Origin of the sequence: Lacicoccus qingdaonensis (assembly GCF_900101075.1) — a bacterium.
GTDB lineage: Bacteria > Bacillota > Bacilli > Staphylococcales > Salinicoccaceae > Lacicoccus > Lacicoccus qingdaonensis.
The window spans coordinates 96,460-111,756 of the sequence record NZ_FNFY01000003.1; the positions used below are offsets into that span (position 1 = coordinate 96,460).

17 protein-coding genes are annotated in these 15,297 nt (G+C 42.1%); 11 read left to right on the forward strand and 6 right to left on the reverse strand.

Translation table 11 applies throughout. From position 1 onward, the window contains the following. Positions 1-12 precede the first annotated feature (12 nt). The 3 genes from BLR15_RS02890 to BLR15_RS02900 all read left to right on the forward strand — a co-directional run bounded on the left by BLR15_RS02890 (position 13) and on the right by BLR15_RS02900 (position 3,077). Positions 13-1,053: a GTPase domain-containing protein gene (locus tag BLR15_RS02890; RefSeq protein ID WP_092984513.1), complete on the forward strand. Its 1,041-nt coding sequence runs from the start codon at positions 13-15 to the stop codon at positions 1,051-1,053. A gap of 53 nt (positions 1,054-1,106) precedes the next feature. Then, positions 1,107-2,243 (forward strand): ABC transporter ATP-binding protein, encoded by a 1,137-nt coding sequence (locus BLR15_RS02895; protein WP_092984515.1) that lies wholly within the window; start codon positions 1,107-1,109, stop codon positions 2,241-2,243. A gap of 147 nt (positions 2,244-2,390) precedes the next feature. Then, entirely contained in the window at positions 2,391-3,077 is a 687-nt protein-coding gene (locus tag BLR15_RS02900) for a VOC family protein (protein ID WP_092984517.1), read from the forward strand. On the opposite strand, the gene BLR15_RS02905 is transcribed toward BLR15_RS02900, so the two are convergent. Next, a complete protein-coding gene (locus BLR15_RS02905) occupies positions 3,062-3,307 on the reverse strand; it encodes a hypothetical protein (protein ID WP_092984519.1) in 246 nt (81 codons plus the stop codon). The genes BLR15_RS02900 and BLR15_RS02905 overlap by 16 nt on opposite strands. A 56-nt stretch (positions 3,308-3,363) precedes the next feature. Between BLR15_RS02905 and BLR15_RS02910 the strand changes: the two genes are divergently transcribed. Then, positions 3,364-4,617, forward strand: a complete 1,254-nt coding sequence (locus BLR15_RS02910; RefSeq protein ID WP_092984521.1) for a lipid II:glycine glycyltransferase FemX — start codon at positions 3,364-3,366, stop codon at positions 4,615-4,617. 338 nt (positions 4,618-4,955) lie between these two features. Here BLR15_RS02910 and mspA read toward each other — a convergent pair whose 3' ends face one another. From mspA to BLR15_RS13970, 3 genes are read right to left on the reverse strand one after another with little or no spacing between them, the layout of a single operon-like run. Next, positions 4,956-5,267 carry a membrane stabilizing protein MspA gene (gene mspA / locus BLR15_RS02915; RefSeq protein WP_092984523.1) on the reverse strand — a complete coding sequence of 104 codons (312 nt, stop codon included), beginning with the start codon at positions 5,265-5,267 and terminating at the stop codon, positions 4,956-4,958. Further along, on the reverse strand, positions 5,264-6,418 hold the full coding sequence (locus BLR15_RS02920) for an MFS transporter (RefSeq protein ID WP_092984525.1): 1,155 nt from the start codon (positions 6,416-6,418) through the stop codon (positions 5,264-5,266). The genes mspA and BLR15_RS02920 overlap by 4 nt, the downstream gene beginning before the upstream one ends. Before the next feature lie 21 nt (positions 6,419-6,439). Further along, positions 6,440-6,610: an SE1832 family protein gene (locus BLR15_RS13970; protein WP_176754040.1), complete on the reverse strand. Its 171-nt coding sequence runs from the start codon at positions 6,608-6,610 to the stop codon at positions 6,440-6,442. A 117-nt stretch (positions 6,611-6,727) separates the two neighbouring features. Here BLR15_RS13970 and BLR15_RS02925 point away from each other — a divergent pair, with 117 nt between their 5' ends. Continuing rightward, positions 6,728-7,414, forward strand: coding sequence for a phosphotransferase (locus BLR15_RS02925; RefSeq protein WP_092984528.1), 687 nt, complete (start codon positions 6,728-6,730; stop codon positions 7,412-7,414). Positions 7,415-7,462: 48 nt separating this feature from the next. Here BLR15_RS02925 and BLR15_RS02930 read toward each other — a convergent pair whose 3' ends face one another. Then, positions 7,463-8,707: a helix-turn-helix domain-containing protein gene (locus tag BLR15_RS02930; protein WP_092984530.1), complete on the reverse strand. Its 1,245-nt coding sequence runs from the start codon at positions 8,705-8,707 to the stop codon at positions 7,463-7,465. Positions 8,708-8,812: 105 nt separating this feature from the next. Between BLR15_RS02930 and BLR15_RS02935 the strand changes: the two genes are divergently transcribed. From BLR15_RS02935 to BLR15_RS02955, 5 genes are all read left to right on the forward strand, one after another. After that, positions 8,813-10,171, forward strand: coding sequence for an MFS transporter (locus BLR15_RS02935; protein ID WP_092984532.1), 1,359 nt, complete (start codon positions 8,813-8,815; stop codon positions 10,169-10,171). Between the two features lie 324 nt (positions 10,172-10,495). Then, positions 10,496-11,413, forward strand: coding sequence for an ectoine/hydroxyectoine ABC transporter substrate-binding protein EhuB (gene ehuB / locus BLR15_RS02940; protein ID WP_092984534.1), 918 nt, complete (start codon positions 10,496-10,498; stop codon positions 11,411-11,413). A 70-nt stretch (positions 11,414-11,483) separates the two neighbouring features. Then, positions 11,484-12,146, forward strand: coding sequence for an amino acid ABC transporter permease (locus BLR15_RS02945; RefSeq protein WP_092984536.1), 663 nt, complete (start codon positions 11,484-11,486; stop codon positions 12,144-12,146). After that, a complete protein-coding gene (gene ehuD, locus BLR15_RS02950) occupies positions 12,146-12,847 on the forward strand; it encodes an ectoine/hydroxyectoine ABC transporter permease subunit EhuD (RefSeq protein ID WP_092984538.1) in 702 nt (233 codons plus the stop codon). Before BLR15_RS02945 ends, ehuD begins: the two co-directional genes overlap by 1 nt. After that, entirely contained in the window at positions 12,844-13,614 is a 771-nt protein-coding gene (locus tag BLR15_RS02955; protein WP_092984540.1) for an amino acid ABC transporter ATP-binding protein, read from the forward strand. Before ehuD ends, BLR15_RS02955 begins: the two co-directional genes overlap by 4 nt. Positions 13,615-13,668: 54 nt before the next feature. On the opposite strand, the gene BLR15_RS02960 is transcribed toward BLR15_RS02955, so the two are convergent. Then, positions 13,669-14,451: a PepSY domain-containing protein gene (locus BLR15_RS02960; RefSeq protein ID WP_092984542.1), complete on the reverse strand. Its 783-nt coding sequence runs from the start codon at positions 14,449-14,451 to the stop codon at positions 13,669-13,671. Between the two features lie 187 nt (positions 14,452-14,638). Between BLR15_RS02960 and BLR15_RS02965 the strand changes: the two genes are divergently transcribed. Further along, complete coding sequence (locus tag BLR15_RS02965) at positions 14,639-15,277, forward strand: YczE/YyaS/YitT family protein (RefSeq protein WP_092984544.1); 639 nt, start codon at positions 14,639-14,641, stop codon at positions 15,275-15,277. The last annotated feature ends 20 nt before the right edge of the window (positions 15,278-15,297 follow it).

Here is a 15,297-nt window from a genome sequence, read left to right on the forward strand (position 1 = left end):
TGAGGTGATGTGATGGCGGATCAACACCCATTGGTGGAAGATTTTTTTGAGTATGTGAAAAGTTCCATCGATTACAGAATTGCCGTGATCGGCCAGGTGGATGCAGGTAAAAGTGCCTTGATAAATGCTTTGACAGGCGAGAATTCCCACATATCCACCGCAACTGATGCGACAAGAGATGTAGTCAGCTATCCTTACAAAGACCGGGGACAGCTGCTTGATTTTCCGGGTGTCGGGACGACGGAATTTTCACCAAAACAATATAAGCAGCTCCTGAAGAAATATAAAGTAAAACATGTACTTTATGTCTTTTCATCCAAAATCAGGGATGCTGATGAAAAAGTGATCAAGTTCCTTTCAAAACAGAAGATTAAAGTCACATTCATCTACAGTAAGCTGGATACTCTGGTGGATGTTACCGGTAAATATGACCAGTCGCTGCTAAAGCAGGAGAAGAACACTGAACTGCATGTCACTTTTAAGAAAGTGATCACAGATTCCCTTAAGTATCACTTTATCAGTGTGAAGGATGATCAGGGAATTGAAGAATTGAGAGCATCCATTGACAATTATCTGGATAAGAAAGATGAAACTTTTCAAAAGCGAATTAACAGCTCAAAATACTTTAACAGATTTTTGAGTAAAAGAAGCAATGCTCTGGCGGCCAAGCTGCTGACTCCCGGTTTTAAAGACTTGATACTGAGCAGGGAGTTTAAAACGATAGAGCAGAAAACGAGAAATCATTTTCATATAGATGAAGAGGATGCAGAACGCCTCGGGCAGCAGATGCCACATGTCATTGATTTTGTCAATAAGGCGAAAGAAAGCAACAAGGCTGAAGGCAATTACAAAAAGATGATTGGACCGCTGACCACACTGATTTCGACGGTACTCAAAGTGAGAAAGCTGAATGTCATTACATTCATCCTGTCGACATTCGGAGAAGCGGGGATCAGGGCGGTTTATCCGAGGCTGCGGGGCGTCTTTGAATATGTTCGTGCTGTGAGTGATCTGGCAAGCGACGTGCTTGAAGCACGGCTGAAAGAAGTATAAATGCATGGCGGCAGGCGGGTATCACCGTCACTTTTATAAGGGAGAAGGAACATATGGCTCAATTAATTTTTGAAAATATCCGGAAAGTCTATGAAAATGGGCCGGAAGTCGTAAGTAATTTCAACCTGAATATAAGTGACGGGGAATTCATCGTGTTTGTCGGTCCCTCAGGCTGTGGGAAATCGACGACTTTAAGGATGATAGCCGGTCTGGAAGAAATTACCGGCGGCGATTTTTATATCGACGGCAAAAGAATGAATAATGTCGAGCCGAAAAACCGTGATATTGCGATGGTATTTCAAAACTATGCATTGTATCCTCATATGAGTGTATACGATAATATGGCGTTTGGCCTGAAACTCAGAAAGACACCTAAAAATGAGATAAGGGACAGTGTCGGTAAAGCTGCGGAAATACTGGGGCTGAGTGAATATTTAAGTCGCAAACCAAAAGCTCTGTCAGGCGGCCAGAGGCAGCGTGTCGCTCTCGGCAGAGCGATTGTCCGGGACCCGGGTGTGTTTTTGATGGATGAACCGTTGTCGAACCTGGATGCCAAACTGAGGGTGCAGATGCGCTCTGAAATTACCAGGCTGCATAAACGGCTCAACACGACGACAATCTATGTCACCCACGATCAGACGGAGGCGCTGACGATGGCCTCGAGAATTGTGGTGCTTGATGAAGGGAACATCATGCAGGTCGGCACGCCCAAGGAAGTATATGACCTGCCTGAAAATATTTTTGTGGCAGAATTTATAGGATCACCTGCAATGAATATATTTGATTCGGAACTTCGGGATGGAAATCTTCTTATCGGCGGTAAAACATTCAGAATCCCTGCAGATAAGAAACAGATGCTGATTGATCAGGGCTATGACAATCAGCGTGTCAAATTCGGCATCCGTCCTGAAGATATAAGAGATGAAGCGGAATATGTAAAAGAATCACAGGCAAGCTTTGATGCAGAGGTCAAAGTGAGTGAACTGCACGGCTCAGAATCAATGTTATATGCGGATTTAGACAAACAGGAATTTATAGCGAGAGTGGATGCACGACACAATATTACAGTCGGTGACAAGCTCAGATTTGCCTTCGATATGGATAAAGGGCACTTCTTCGATGCTGAATCAGAGCAGAGAATAACAAGTACTGATCTGATGGAGAAAGAAAAAGATATTATAAAAGCTTAGTTCTACTGTAAAGAGGCGGATATGATTACGGGGGCATAATGTGATCATATCGGCTTTTTATTTACTTGAAAATGGTATAAAATACATGACAATACATATCGAATGCTGAAAATGTTATGATTATATATGAAAATGAGGTGGCTGATTATGATTAAGTTCGATCACATCATACACTATGTGAACCAATTGGATGATGTCAGGGAAAAAGCGCCGCTGCCGGTACACACAGGCGGTGTGCATACGCGTCTCGGCACAGAAAACCTTTTGTCTTACCTGGATACGCGATATATTGAATATATTTCAATCAAAGATGAGAAACTATTTACCGACCATGTGCGGGAAGCGGAAGACTCTTTTGCCAAAGCGATCTATAAAATGAATTATACGAACGATTTCATCCGTTATGCGCTTGCTGCGGAGGATATTGTTATGCTGCGCGACCGTTACCGCGCACAGGGCTATGAAACGCTCGGTCCTCTGTATATGGAGAGGGAAACTGACGGTGAGACGCTCCGATGGTCTTTATTATATATAATGCATGATACAATAATGTTTCCATTTTTCATACAGTGGGAAGAGCCGGAAAGTGAGAGAATTGAACGCATCAAAAATTTTGGTGTGGATATGAAACCGGTGAAGATGACGATTAAACATGAAGTTGAAGAGATTGAAGAGTGGCGTGCTTTCTTTGATGTCATCGGAGTATGGCAGGGAGAGATTGATGACAGGACGACTGTGGAACTCACAGAAGGTAAAAACCCGGCCATATCCGTGGAATTGGACATGGCGGGCAACAGCGGAAAACATCTTGGCGCATATTATAAGTTTATATAAAGCATGAAGCCTAAATGAGAAAGAGCAATCAGTATGGTGATTACGCTGAACAGTTTAATTGCGGTGGAGCCGCCGACCAGCAGATATGCAAGAGATAACATAAATGATACGATGGCAAGAATTATACGTAAACTTAACAGCTGGATGAATCCGCTGTCCAAATACTGCCCCATTTCTATCATGCTGGCAATATTCAATAATATTAAAATGACGATTATAGTGAGTCTCATAGTCAGCCACCTTTCATAAATGGAATTATAACAGATTTTTTGGATTGGAGATAACGATGTATAAACGATTGCATTTAAATGAGAAAGAGCACAATAAATTCATAGAAGAACATCAAAACGGCGACCTGCTTCAGCTGACGGACTGGGCAGAATCGAAAAAGCTTACAGGATGGTATTACAGAAGATTTGCACTTGCAGACGAAACGTCGGAATTAAAAGGCGTGGCGACACTGCTGTTTAAAAAGGTGCCAAGATTAAATACAACACTCTGTTATATATCAAGAGGATTTGTGTGTGATTATCATGACCATGCGTTGGTCGAAGCGATGTTGAAAGAAGCGGTCATAGTTGCTAAGGATGAAAAGGCGTATGCCATAAAAATCGACCCGGATCTGCCGATAGACGAGTATGAAGATGCTCTTGAAAACCTGAAGATTTTAGGTTTCAGGCATCATGGCTTCCAGGACGGTATGAGCAAGGGCACGATTCAGCCGCGCCAGACGATGGTGACGGATATAGACAAGAATGATGCAGATCTGCTCCAGAGCTTTGAAAGGAACAACAGGACAAAAGTCCGGAACGCCCTTAAGAAGGGTACGGAAGTATATATTGCCGGCAGGGATGACCTCAAGACATTTGTTGACCTGATGAAGGAAACCGGGGAACGTGACGGTTTCCTGACACGGGATATCACTTATTTTGAATCGATGTATGATCATCTCCACCCGAACGGACATATGGAATTGTTCCTGGTCAGGCTCATTCCTTCCAAAGTGGAGGCGTCGGTGAAAGAGGACCTGGAGAAAATTGAGAACGAAATGAAAAAAGCGCATAAGAAAAAAGGCAGCGAGAAAAAAGATAATCAGTTAAGAGATTTAAGCAATAGGCAGAACAAACTGTATAATCAGCTTCAGGATGCAGAAAATCTTCATAGAGAGCATCCGGACGGAATTATACTGTCGGGTGCACTTTTGGCGCTCTCCGGGCACAAAGCCTATTATTTATACGGTGCATCTTCAAATGATTACAGGGATTTTCTGCCGAACCACCATATGCAGTACAGAATGATGCAATTTGCGAGGGACAAAGGTGCAAAAACTTATGATTTCGGCGGTGTCAGCGTGATGCCCGAGAAAGATTCGCAGCACTTTGGCCTGTGGCAGTTCAAGAAAGTATGGGGGACGGAAGTTTCTGAGAAAATCGGGGAATTCGACTATATCCTCAAACGTCCGCTGTATACCGCGGCAGAAGTCGCCATGCCTCTTTTTCAAAAAGGCAAAGTTAAATTGAATCAGTTAAGAAAGAAATAAAATGATTAGAAAAAAAAGGTTGGCATCTGAATCAGATGCCAACCTTTTATAATAAGTATGGACGTGTGACAAACAGAAATACTATAAACAGCAGCGATAATATACTGAGAAGAGATACTATTAAATAAGTTGCTGTGTACAAAAAATGATTTTCATATAGATAGGGTCCGTTTCTCCATGAACGGATGCCCATCATAATGCCGAAAATCGCTGTAAATGCCCATAAGTATAAATTGAAAAACATTACGCCGTCATTTAAAAAGTAATTTATAAAAAATAACAGCTGCATTAAGATTAAAAGTATAGATATAACTCTTCTCATATTTTCACCTTCTGTTTTAATTCGTGAAAATCATTATGATCAGGACCGCTGCGAACATCGCTGTAAATGCATAAATTAAAAACACATTGTCACGATCATTTTTACTCTCTTTAAAAGCAGCAATCTCAATCGACAGCATCAACGACAGTCCGAGTACAAAAACAATGACTGCAGTGGGGTTTACGAGCGATAGGCTGTAGATGAGAATCATCAGCATGAACGCCACGCCAGAAATCAATCTGAGTATATCCAATGTCCGGTTTCGCATTATCATGACCGTGGAGTAACCGATCACCAGATATATCAGCATCATCAAGACGATGATCATAATGCCACCTGCTTTCTTTTACGGTAATATTGGAAAATGAAATATGTCGCAAATATGGTCAGACCGGCACCAAACCAGAACGGAACACCAGGAGTGATGATGAATAACAGGTTGAAAGTGATCGGCCCGAATATTCTGCCCAGGCTGTCCATGGAATAGGTTGTGGAAGTCATGAGCCCCATTTCATTGGCACTGGCCTCCTTCGTTATCTGGGAAGTGACCAGAGTCCTGACAAGAGCGTTCCCCACCATCAGAAAGACGATGCAGAAACCGGCATATATCAGACCGTTCATAAACGGCAGCATGATAAACGCGATAAATGTAAACACCTGTCCAATGATCATAAACGGCATTTCCTGCCCATCCTTCAGTTTGCGGATGACACCACCCTGAACAATGGCGTTGAATATGCCGCCGATAAAGAACAGTACGCCCATTTCTGCAGGAGTTATATTGATTCTTTCAATTCCGAGCAGCTGGAAGGTACTTTCCATACCGCTGTTGATCAGCATGATTAAGAATGTACATACTAATAAAATGCCGACCGGCTGCAGCAAGTATTCTGTAGGCAGCGTAATCTTCTTGCGGACGTCAGTTGTCGGCTGATAAGTTTCTTTAATTTTAAAGATGGAAAAGATCAATGTTGCCAAAATGACTAAAGTCGTCATAAAGTAGGCCAGGCTCAGACTGACTCCGGCAAGCAGTCCGCCGATGCCCGGGCCGAATATAAAGCCCATGCCGATGGACATGCCGACAAGGCCCATATATTTGGTGCGTGTTTCACGGGTCGTAATATCAGCGACCATGCTGGTTGTCGCAGTGTACAATGCACCTGAAGCGGCACCGCCAAGTATGCGGCTTATGTATAGTATCAGTAAGTTATCTATAAAAATACCAAATATGAAAAAGCTGAACGCAAAGGCGAATAGCCCATACAGCAAAATTTTTCGGCGGCCGAACCTGTCACTCAGCCTGCCAAAGTACGGCGCGGACAGGAAGCTCGCCAGCGAGTAGATGGCGAGCAGCCATCCCATATGAGTGGTAGATGCATTAAGTTCAGTAACGATTTCCGGTATGACAGGAATGATCATGCTGAAACCGAAGTAGATCAGGAACTGAACAATCATGATTATCGTTATCATTCTCTTCATTTCATGCACTTCCTGAAATCATTATTTTTGTTGTCTGATTTTATCTTTTGTTTCTTTGATCTGATTTTCTATATCTACAAGCTGTTTTTCGAGAGGTACTGTGTTATTTCCGGTATTTTCAACTTTTTCCAAGTCACCCTGGACACGTACATAATCATATTTCAATTCTTTCAGTTTATATTCCAGATCCATGTTTACACCACCTTAAATACTAGTTGTATCATATCATAAAGTGACATTATTAGGGGAAACTCTAAATGACTTTTCGACTACTTCTTAGGTATGATTATAATGAATGGAGGAAATATTATGCACACCTTTGAGATATATGAAGAATATTATAAATGGAGCCCGTTAAAGGGAGAAGAAGCCACTGAAATTTATTTGCTGGAATACGGCAAGGAAGAAGCGCCCAATCAGTATGAACCGACAGAACCGCTGATCGCGAAGTCATATACCGACGATATTAAGAAAACCAGAAGAGAGCATAAACGTCAGTTATGGCTGGAAATTAACGGCGTGAACGGTGTACCGAAGCCGGTGACATATTATCAGGAAGACTATGCATTTCTATTTTATATCGCGCTGCCCGGTGTGTCTGCAGATTCATTTTTGGAAGAAGCGGATCCGGAAAAATGTGCAGGTGTTTTAAAGCAGACCGGCCGGTATTTGAGTTTACTGCATAAGACGAAGACCGAAGACTGTCCGTTCAAATTTTATGATGAGGAAAATGAAATGCATGGAGACATCGTTCTCGGTCATGGTGATTTCGTGCTGTCGAATGTCATCGTGAATGAGAGCTATATTACAGGCAGCATCGATGTGATCAATATCGGTCTGCGCGACCGCTACGTCGATATCGCCAGCATGGTCAAAAGTATTGAAGAGACAATAGGTGCAGAGTACGTCGAACACTTCTACGAAGGATACCGCATTTCAGGTGAAGTGGACATGGACAAACTGGAATACTTTAAAGTCCATGGAGACGGGAAATGACATATATGATAAAAACCGGCGTGGTGTCAAAAGACATCACGCGGGTTTTTAATTATCCTCATTGAAAATAATAGACTTTATATTAAAAAGTTCTTTTGTAAATACGGAATTTTTTAAATCGGATATGGATGCTTCCAGAAGTTCAAATTCCGCTTTTGCTTCCTCCGTCCGACCGGTCCTGAGCAAAGCCATCGGATATATGGCAGCGCGCGTGGCAATGAGTATACGATCAAAAGGGAATTGTGCCACCGGACGATGATACAGTGCGGCATCATAGTTCTTCAGAACGGCTTCGAAATTACCGGAATGATAGTCAATTTCCAAGTCCATCATTTTTAATATGTTTGCATAATTTTTCTGGTAGAACTGGTTTTGTTCTTCAGAGGATATGAATTTCGCCTTTATATTCTTCAAATCATTTAAATGAGTTTTCTGATTTTCTACGAGTATGAACCAGAGCTGTATCGGTTTGTCGTCGGAAGAATATCCAAGATTATTGTTGGAATAGGGGTTGAATTTCAAATAACTTCTCAAATCTTCACTATATTTCTCATACTTGTCCATATTACCGGTCATACCGTAATAAAGGCCGAGCATCAGAATCTGCGCATAATAGTATTTGAAATTCTCACGTTTGAATGACAAATCGATCAATGCAGTGCCGTATTCAATAAAATCATCCTTATCAAATTCGATTGCAAATACACTTCTCCAATGCAGATAGTCCAGTTCAAGTCCGGAATCGTATTCCTTAAATTGGCGGATATCGTCCTCGACCGACAGCAGCTTCTCATATCCTTCTTTATAATCTCGGCTGTAAAGCATCGATAATACATCGTTCAACTGATCTTTAAGGGCCAGGTTTTTGAGCCCCGTCTGTTCGTAAAATTTACCAATTTTTTCTGTTATCTGATCGGCAAGCCCGTGCTGTCCGGTATAGCGGTAATAGACCCTCACAATGTGATAAAGATCCATGCCGATTTTTGAAGAAGATATTTTCTCCATTTTGGGAAGGATATTCTTCTCAACGAATTCTTCCGGGAAAGCATAAGTATCATAGAAAACTTCATTCTCCACCATTTTTCTGGACCAGTCTTCATCACCATCCCGGGTCAGGTAGCCAATCGAGACATTCAATCTATTCGCAATATACTCAAGCGTCTCCATTGAAGGTCTGGATTTTTCATTTTCTATCAGACTGAGCATACCTTTCGTAATTTCGTCCCCAGCCAGATCAACGAGTGTCATATTCTGTTCTTTTCTTATTTTTCTAATCCGTTTTCCCAGTGCCATAGGTTTCACTCCAATTCATCAGTTTAATTATATTAAACTTTCCATTGACAAGCAAGTCTTGATATTTTACATTAAGTTTAATTAGATTAAACAAAGGGTGGTAAAATGATATTAAAAAAAGAAATACCTTTCAGAGAGCGGTTGAATTTTTTAATTTATGTATTCAGCCGTGTGATGTTGAGTATCGGTGACCACGTGTATTTATTTGCAGTGTCGTATTTTATTCTTTATGAAACAGGGTCGTCGTTCTATTTCTCGATCAATCTGGCGATAGCCATTATAGTATCTTTGATACTGCTGCCGTTTTCCGGACTAATCAGTGATTTGGGCAATAAGAGGAAGATAGTCATTTCCGGTGAAATATTGTTTACTTCAGTACTGTTGGGGTTATTCATCTATTCATATTTCTTCGGCATAAACCTTTCGGCAATTTATATTACGACATTTTTAACCTCATTGATCAGTCCGTTCGTATCGAATGCATTTCAGGCGGCAATGACCGAGCTGTTCCATAAGAACAGAATCCAAAAAGTCATGGGGTATGTATCTGCAATATTATCTACTGCTGTCATAGCCGGTCCGATATTAGGTGGAATACTTTTTGGACTGTTATCTTTTAATCAGATTATATTAATCTATTTAATACTGTTTGGTATTTCGTCAGTGCTGGATTTTTTACTGAAGTTTGACTTGTATTTGGAACCTGAAAATTACGAAGAAGATATAGTGGAAAGCCCAAAACCTTTGAGTAAATTTAAAAAAGATATCAGTGAAGGCATGATGTTCATTGTAAATAATAAAGTGCTGAAAAGAGTATTCATACTCGCGGCATTTATCAATCTTGTCGGGGCGACAATGTCCATACTTCCGGAGAAGATGATGATTACAGAGCTTGATTTCAGCCCAGAGATTGTCGGGTATGTCAATGCATTTTTAGGGTTGGGAATGCTTGCGGGCGGTATTTTGATAGGCGCCGGCAAAAAGATGAAGAATCCGGTTGCTGTAGAAAAGAAAGCGCTTTTATTATTGGCTCTGCTCACAGTGGTCTATCCACTGCCAATCTACCTTGGATTGGGAACTGTATTTAATTTTATATATGTCGCCATGCTCGGCTTTGGTCTGGCGATAGGGATGCAGCTTGCTAATATTCCAATGGGGATATATCTGCAGCTGATTGTGCCGCAAAAGATTAAAGGGCGTGTATTTTCCAGCCTTGGACTCGTTGCATCGAGTCTGATGCCGCTCGGCACCATCATTTATGGCGTTTTGTATGATATAGGAGGTTACTGGATCATCAACATGGTCAGCGGTTTCTCTATAGTGATTTTTGCTGTGACTTTGTTGAACAGAAAAGTTCTGTCCATGTCTGAAGAGGACTATGGAAAGGCAGTTGCAGAAGCAGCAGAAGAAACGGCGGAGGAAAGATTTGAAGAAACAGCTGATGCAAGGGTGCAGGAAGCATAATCGACAATGATATGGATGCAATATTATTATTATAAAATAATTTTTCAAGTATAGAAATATAAGGATATAATATAAACACATAATATTGCACTTTTACACTTTATCCGAATTTATAGAAACATTTTACACATTCACTGTTACAATAGTGTTACAACTATAGTAATATAAAAACATGATTTGGTTTTTCAATACAACATATTTTGTATTGAAAGCACTTTTTACGTCTCTGCGCCCATTTTTATCCAATCGAGTATTAACTTGGTTTGGTGCTTACATAACAAGTAGGCATAAGTTTTTAAAAAATATATACAGGAGGAGATTTATTTGAAGAAACTTACATTATTTCTCACTCTTACCCTGGCTTTTGTACTGGCTGCCTGTGGTAATGGTGAAGATTCAGGCAACGGTGAAGCTGAAGGTAATGGTGACAACGGCAGAGTAGCTGAGCTTCAGGAAGAGGGCACAGTAAATGTCGGCTTCGCAAATGAACCGCCTTATGCGTTTGAAAATTCAGAGACAGGTGAGCTTGAAGGTGCGAATATTGAAATAGCAACAGCAGTGTTCGAAGAAATGGGCGTTGAAGAAGTAAATGGTCATTTGACTGACTGGGGCGAATTGATTCCGGGTGTTCAAGCCGGCCAGTATGATGTTATTACTGCAGGTATGGCGATTCTTCCTGACAGATGTGAAAATGCCATTTTCTCAGAACCTGAGATGCAGTATGGTGAAGGACTGGTTGTTGCAGCCGGGAACCCTGAAGGTATTCAGAGCTATGCAGATATTGCAGAAAATCCGGATGTAACTCTGGCATTGATGGAAGGTACGACACAGTTTGATTTTGTTGCCCAGGAAGGTGTATCTGATGACCAGATCATGTCAGTTGCTGACATTCCAGGTCAGTTATCAGCTGTACAGTCAGGAAATGCTGACGTAGCTGCTGCAACAGAAGCGACAATCAGAACGGCTTATGAATCTTTAGGCAGTGATGATGTAGAATTGGTTGAAGACTTTGAACAGCCGGACGTAGAAGGTATTCCTAGTTATGGTGCAGCTGCATTTAACCAGGATGATGAAGAATTGCGCGATGCTTACAATGAAGCGCTGGAAACATTAAAAGAAGATGGAACAATTGATGAGATTCTGGATAATGCTGATGGTTTCACAGCAGACTCCAACAGAGTTGAAGTAGGAGAAATCACTACTGAAGAGCTTTGTGAAGGTGGAGAAGACGAAGAAGCGTAATAATTATCTGGTCCAGTGATTCCAGTGGAAGATCTGGACCTTTTCATTTGATTTTTAAAGGAGTGAGTCGATGTTTGATACGGGGTTAAACATCCTGAGCTACTTATCACAGGGGTTGGGTACTACAATCAGTATTTTTCTGACTGCAACAGCAATTTCTTTTGTCATTGCGTTTGTTGCCGGTCTCTCCAGGTTATCGGGTAATATTCTTATCCGGGGATTCACTGCTTTTTATGTAGAGATTTTTAGGGGGACATCATTGATTGTCCAGCTTTTCTGGTTATACTACGCCGTGCCTATGCTGTTCGATATCAACCTCGGAAGCAACTGGTGGGTTGGTGTGATTGCAGTTGCACTCAACTACGGGGCATATATGTCCGAAGTCGTGAGAACGTCGGTGGTGTCTGTGGACAAAGGGCAGACAGAAGCGGGTATTGCCCTCAATTTAAGCCGTTTTCAGAGGATGCGGGAGATCATTCTTCCTCAGGCGCTCAGATTGATGCTGCCTGAGTTTGGAAACTATTCTATCCAGATACTTAAAGGGACGGCACTCGTTTCTCTGATCGGTCTGACAGACTTACTGTATTACGGAGATATTTACCGTTCGACGAATCTCTCCGAAGGGCCGCTGGCTTATCTGATGGTGCTGGTGATGTACTTCATCATTGCACTGCCTCTCATCTGGTTATCTAAAAAAGGTGAAAAAATCGCTAAGAAAGGGGTGGCGAGCTGATGAGTTATTGGAGTTGGGAAACATTTCTTGATGCGTTCCCCATCATTATAACAGGTATCAATGTCACGCTCGGTTTGACGATTACGAGTTTCATACTTGCGCTGATTGTCGGGTTCGTTTGGCTGATATTGGAATCCACCCCTGTAAAAGCTTTTAATTTCATCGTCTATTGGATCAGAGAATTTATCAGGTCGACGCCTCCGATCGTCCAAATTTTCTTCCTGTATTATGCATGGCCGATGGTGCCTTATGTTGGTACATCGTTTACGCCGTTCATAGCGGCGATGCTTGCACTCGGCATACATTTTTCAACATATGTGAGTGAAGTGTACCGCTCAGGTATAGACAGTGTGGACAAAGGACAGTGGGAAGCGGCGACTGCGCTTAACTTCTCATTGAAGGACAAGTGGTTTGACATTGTTCTTCCTCAGGCACTGCCGCCGACGATTCCGATGCTTGGGAACTATCTGATCATCCTGTTCAAGGAAGTGCCGCTTGCAGCGACAATCGGTGTAGTCGGCATATTGAGTATTGCACGCAGCTATGGTGCAGATACCTGGTCATATCTTGAACCATTGACGATTGTGGCCATTTTATTCTTAGTATTAAGTTATCCGTCAGGACTGCTTGTCAGGATGCTGGAGAATAAAATGAACCGCCGCTTTGATAAAAAGAGTACGAAAGTGAAGGTGACCGAATAATGGAACCGATTGTACAGTATAAAGATATTCATAAATCTTTTGGTGATACTCATGTTTTAAAAGGAATAGACCTGGATATCAGCCCGAGTGAAAAAATTGCGATCATCGGTCCGAGTGGATCGGGTAAAACAACGATTATCCGGTTGCTGATGACTCTCGAGGAGCCGACCAAGGGCGATATATATGTAGCAGGTAAAAATTTATGGAAAATGGAAAAGGGCGGCAAATCAGTGCCGGCGAAAGAAAAACATCTGGCAGAAGTCAGAAAAGATATCGGCATGGTTTTCCAGCATTTTAATCTGTTTCCGCATAAGACAATTTTAGATAATTGTGCAATGCCGCTCATAAAAGTTAAAAAAATGAGCAAGAAAGAAGCACAGGAGCAATCGAAGCAGATGCTGGACCGTGTAGGATTGGGAGATAAGTATGACGCCTATCCTTCGAATCTTTCCGGCGGACAGAAGCAGCGTGTAGCCATGGCCAGAGCTTTGGTCATGAAGCCGAAAATCATGCTGTTTGATGAAGTTACGTCGGCGCTTGACCCTGAGCTTGTAGGCGAGGTGCTGGAAGTCATTAGGGATCTTGCCGAAAATGATGAGATGGCGATGGTCCTTGTGACTCATGAAATGGACTTCGCTTTAGAGATTGCTGACAGGGTTTTATTCCTGGATGAAGGTGTCATTGCCGAGTCCGGGTCAGCTGATGAAGTCATCAACACTTCCGACAACCCGAGACTTCAGGACTTCCTAAGAAGATTCAGAGACTAAGAAAAGCCTGAACAAGGATTTTATCCTTTGTTCAGGCTTTTTTTACTTTGGATATTAATCATCCACTTCAATGACTTCACCGGATTCTGCATTGATGGTCACGTCGGTGTCGTCACCATTATCGGCGTTGGTCACTTCCACATCGTATTCAAGCTGGCCGTCATCTTTATCCAATGTCCAGCCTTCAAACTCCCCGCCGGTTTCATCCAATGCGGTTTGAACTGCTTCGTCGTGCGGGATTGCATCTTCGTATGTGAACTGGTCTTCTGTATCGTTGTCATCATCAGTTTCTGTCTCTTCACTTAATACTGACAGATCCTCTGCAGACAATTCAACTTCATACTCCTCAGAATCATTTTCAAGGTTGACTTTATAGACCCAATCGCTGCGGTCCTGGTCCAATTCAAACTCTACCAGTTCTCCGTCAAAGTTTTCCTGTGCTGCTGAAACGGCATCTTCAGGTGTGGAACCGAGTTGATCAAGTACTGCGACACCTGTGCTGTCTGTGGATTCACTGCTCTCATCAGCTCCGCTGTCTTCTTCTGCTGAATCTGTTTCACCATCATTCGAACCACCGGTCCCGTCAGATGAGTTATCTTCAACCGCGCCTTCTGAATTTGCAGCATCGCCTGAAGTTTCTTCTTCTGAAGTGTCGTCAGATGCTTCTTCAGTGCTTTCAGTATCTTCTTCTGTCGTAGTTGTATCTTCAGTTTCCTCTACCGCAGTATCATCCGTCTGCTCTTCGGGTGCCTGCGCTTCTTCTTCGCCGCCGCATGCGCTGAGCAGGAGACCTGTGGATAATACCAAGGTGGCTAGTTTGTATTTGTGATCCTTCATAATATACCGCTCCCTCTTTGATAGTGCATTCATTAAGTCGGTTATTAATCATTTACCTCATAAAATACAATATCAAACATCATGAAGAGGCTTTATCACCACATATGTCCCGGCGGTTTGATTTCTCTATTGTCATTTCAAGTGGACATCTATAAAATATATCTATATGTAGATAGGAGGAAGCTGATTGCGAAATTCAATATTAAAACGTTGGATATTTTTTATCGCAGGTATGATTATTTTATCCCTCGGCATAACACTCACCATAAAAGGCCGTATGCTTGGTCTGGCCCCCTGGGATGTTTTACATTACGGCTTATGGCAGACGTTCGGGCTTACCATCGGTTCATGGGCGATCATCGTCGGTGCTGTCATTGTTATATTCACTGCTGTTGCATTAAAGCGGCTGCCTAAACTCGGTGTATACATAAATATGTTTACTATCGGTATTTTCATAGATATTTTCAACTTTTTACTTCCGGATGTTGATGGCTGGATAATGCACGCACTGATATTTACAGCAGGGTTGTTCGTCATGGCTTTCGGAATAGCATTTTATATCACACCTAATCTTGGCGCCGGCCCGCGCGATACACTGATGCTGTTTTTCATTGAAAAATTCAATTTAAAATTATCCAGTGCACGGAATCTGATGGAGATTTTTGCATTGATCGCAGGGTTCCTTCTTGGCGGACCGGTATTTATCGGTACAATCATCATCGTCTTCCTTCTTGGGAGACTTATAGAGAAATTTTTGCCGCTCACCCGTCGCCTGCTCGTCAAATTCATCGGTCATGAAGATCCGGATATAATCAAGATCATCTGATGATTGATTTGAAAACTTCC

What these genes read in the sequence shown, in the direction of transcription:
- BLR15_RS02900 (WP_092984517.1), top strand. Translation starts at nt 2,391, where the DNA reads ATGATTAAGTTCGATCACATCATACACTATGTGAACCAATTGGATGAT.
- BLR15_RS02910 (WP_092984521.1), top strand. Translation starts at nt 3,364, where the DNA reads ATGTATAAACGATTGCATTTAAATGAGAAAGAGCACAATAAATTCATA.
- BLR15_RS02890 (WP_092984513.1), top strand. Translation starts at nt 13, where the DNA reads ATGGCGGATCAACACCCATTGGTGGAAGATTTTTTTGAGTATGTGAAA.
- BLR15_RS02925 (WP_092984528.1), top strand. Translation starts at nt 6,728, where the DNA reads ATGCACACCTTTGAGATATATGAAGAATATTATAAATGGAGCCCGTTA.
- mspA (WP_092984523.1), bottom strand. Translation starts at nt 5,267, where the DNA reads ATGATCATCGTCTTGATGATGCTGATATATCTGGTGATCGGTTACTCC.
- BLR15_RS02945 (WP_092984536.1), top strand. Translation starts at nt 11,484, where the DNA reads ATGTTTGATACGGGGTTAAACATCCTGAGCTACTTATCACAGGGGTTG.
- BLR15_RS13970 (WP_176754040.1), bottom strand. Translation starts at nt 6,610, where the DNA reads ATGGATCTGGAATATAAACTGAAAGAATTGAAATATGATTATGTACGT.
- BLR15_RS02935 (WP_092984532.1), top strand. Translation starts at nt 8,813, where the DNA reads ATGATATTAAAAAAAGAAATACCTTTCAGAGAGCGGTTGAATTTTTTA.
- BLR15_RS02920 (WP_092984525.1), bottom strand. Translation starts at nt 6,418, where the DNA reads ATGAAGAGAATGATAACGATAATCATGATTGTTCAGTTCCTGATCTAC.
- ehuD (WP_092984538.1), top strand. Translation starts at nt 12,146, where the DNA reads ATGAGTTATTGGAGTTGGGAAACATTTCTTGATGCGTTCCCCATCATT.
- BLR15_RS02905 (WP_092984519.1), bottom strand. Translation starts at nt 3,307, where the DNA reads ATGAGACTCACTATAATCGTCATTTTAATATTATTGAATATTGCCAGC.
- BLR15_RS02895 (WP_092984515.1), top strand. Translation starts at nt 1,107, where the DNA reads ATGGCTCAATTAATTTTTGAAAATATCCGGAAAGTCTATGAAAATGGG.
- BLR15_RS02960 (WP_092984542.1), bottom strand. Translation starts at nt 14,451, where the DNA reads ATGAAGGATCACAAATACAAACTAGCCACCTTGGTATTATCCACAGGT.
- BLR15_RS02930 (WP_092984530.1), bottom strand. Translation starts at nt 8,707, where the DNA reads ATGGCACTGGGAAAACGGATTAGAAAAATAAGAAAAGAACAGAATATG.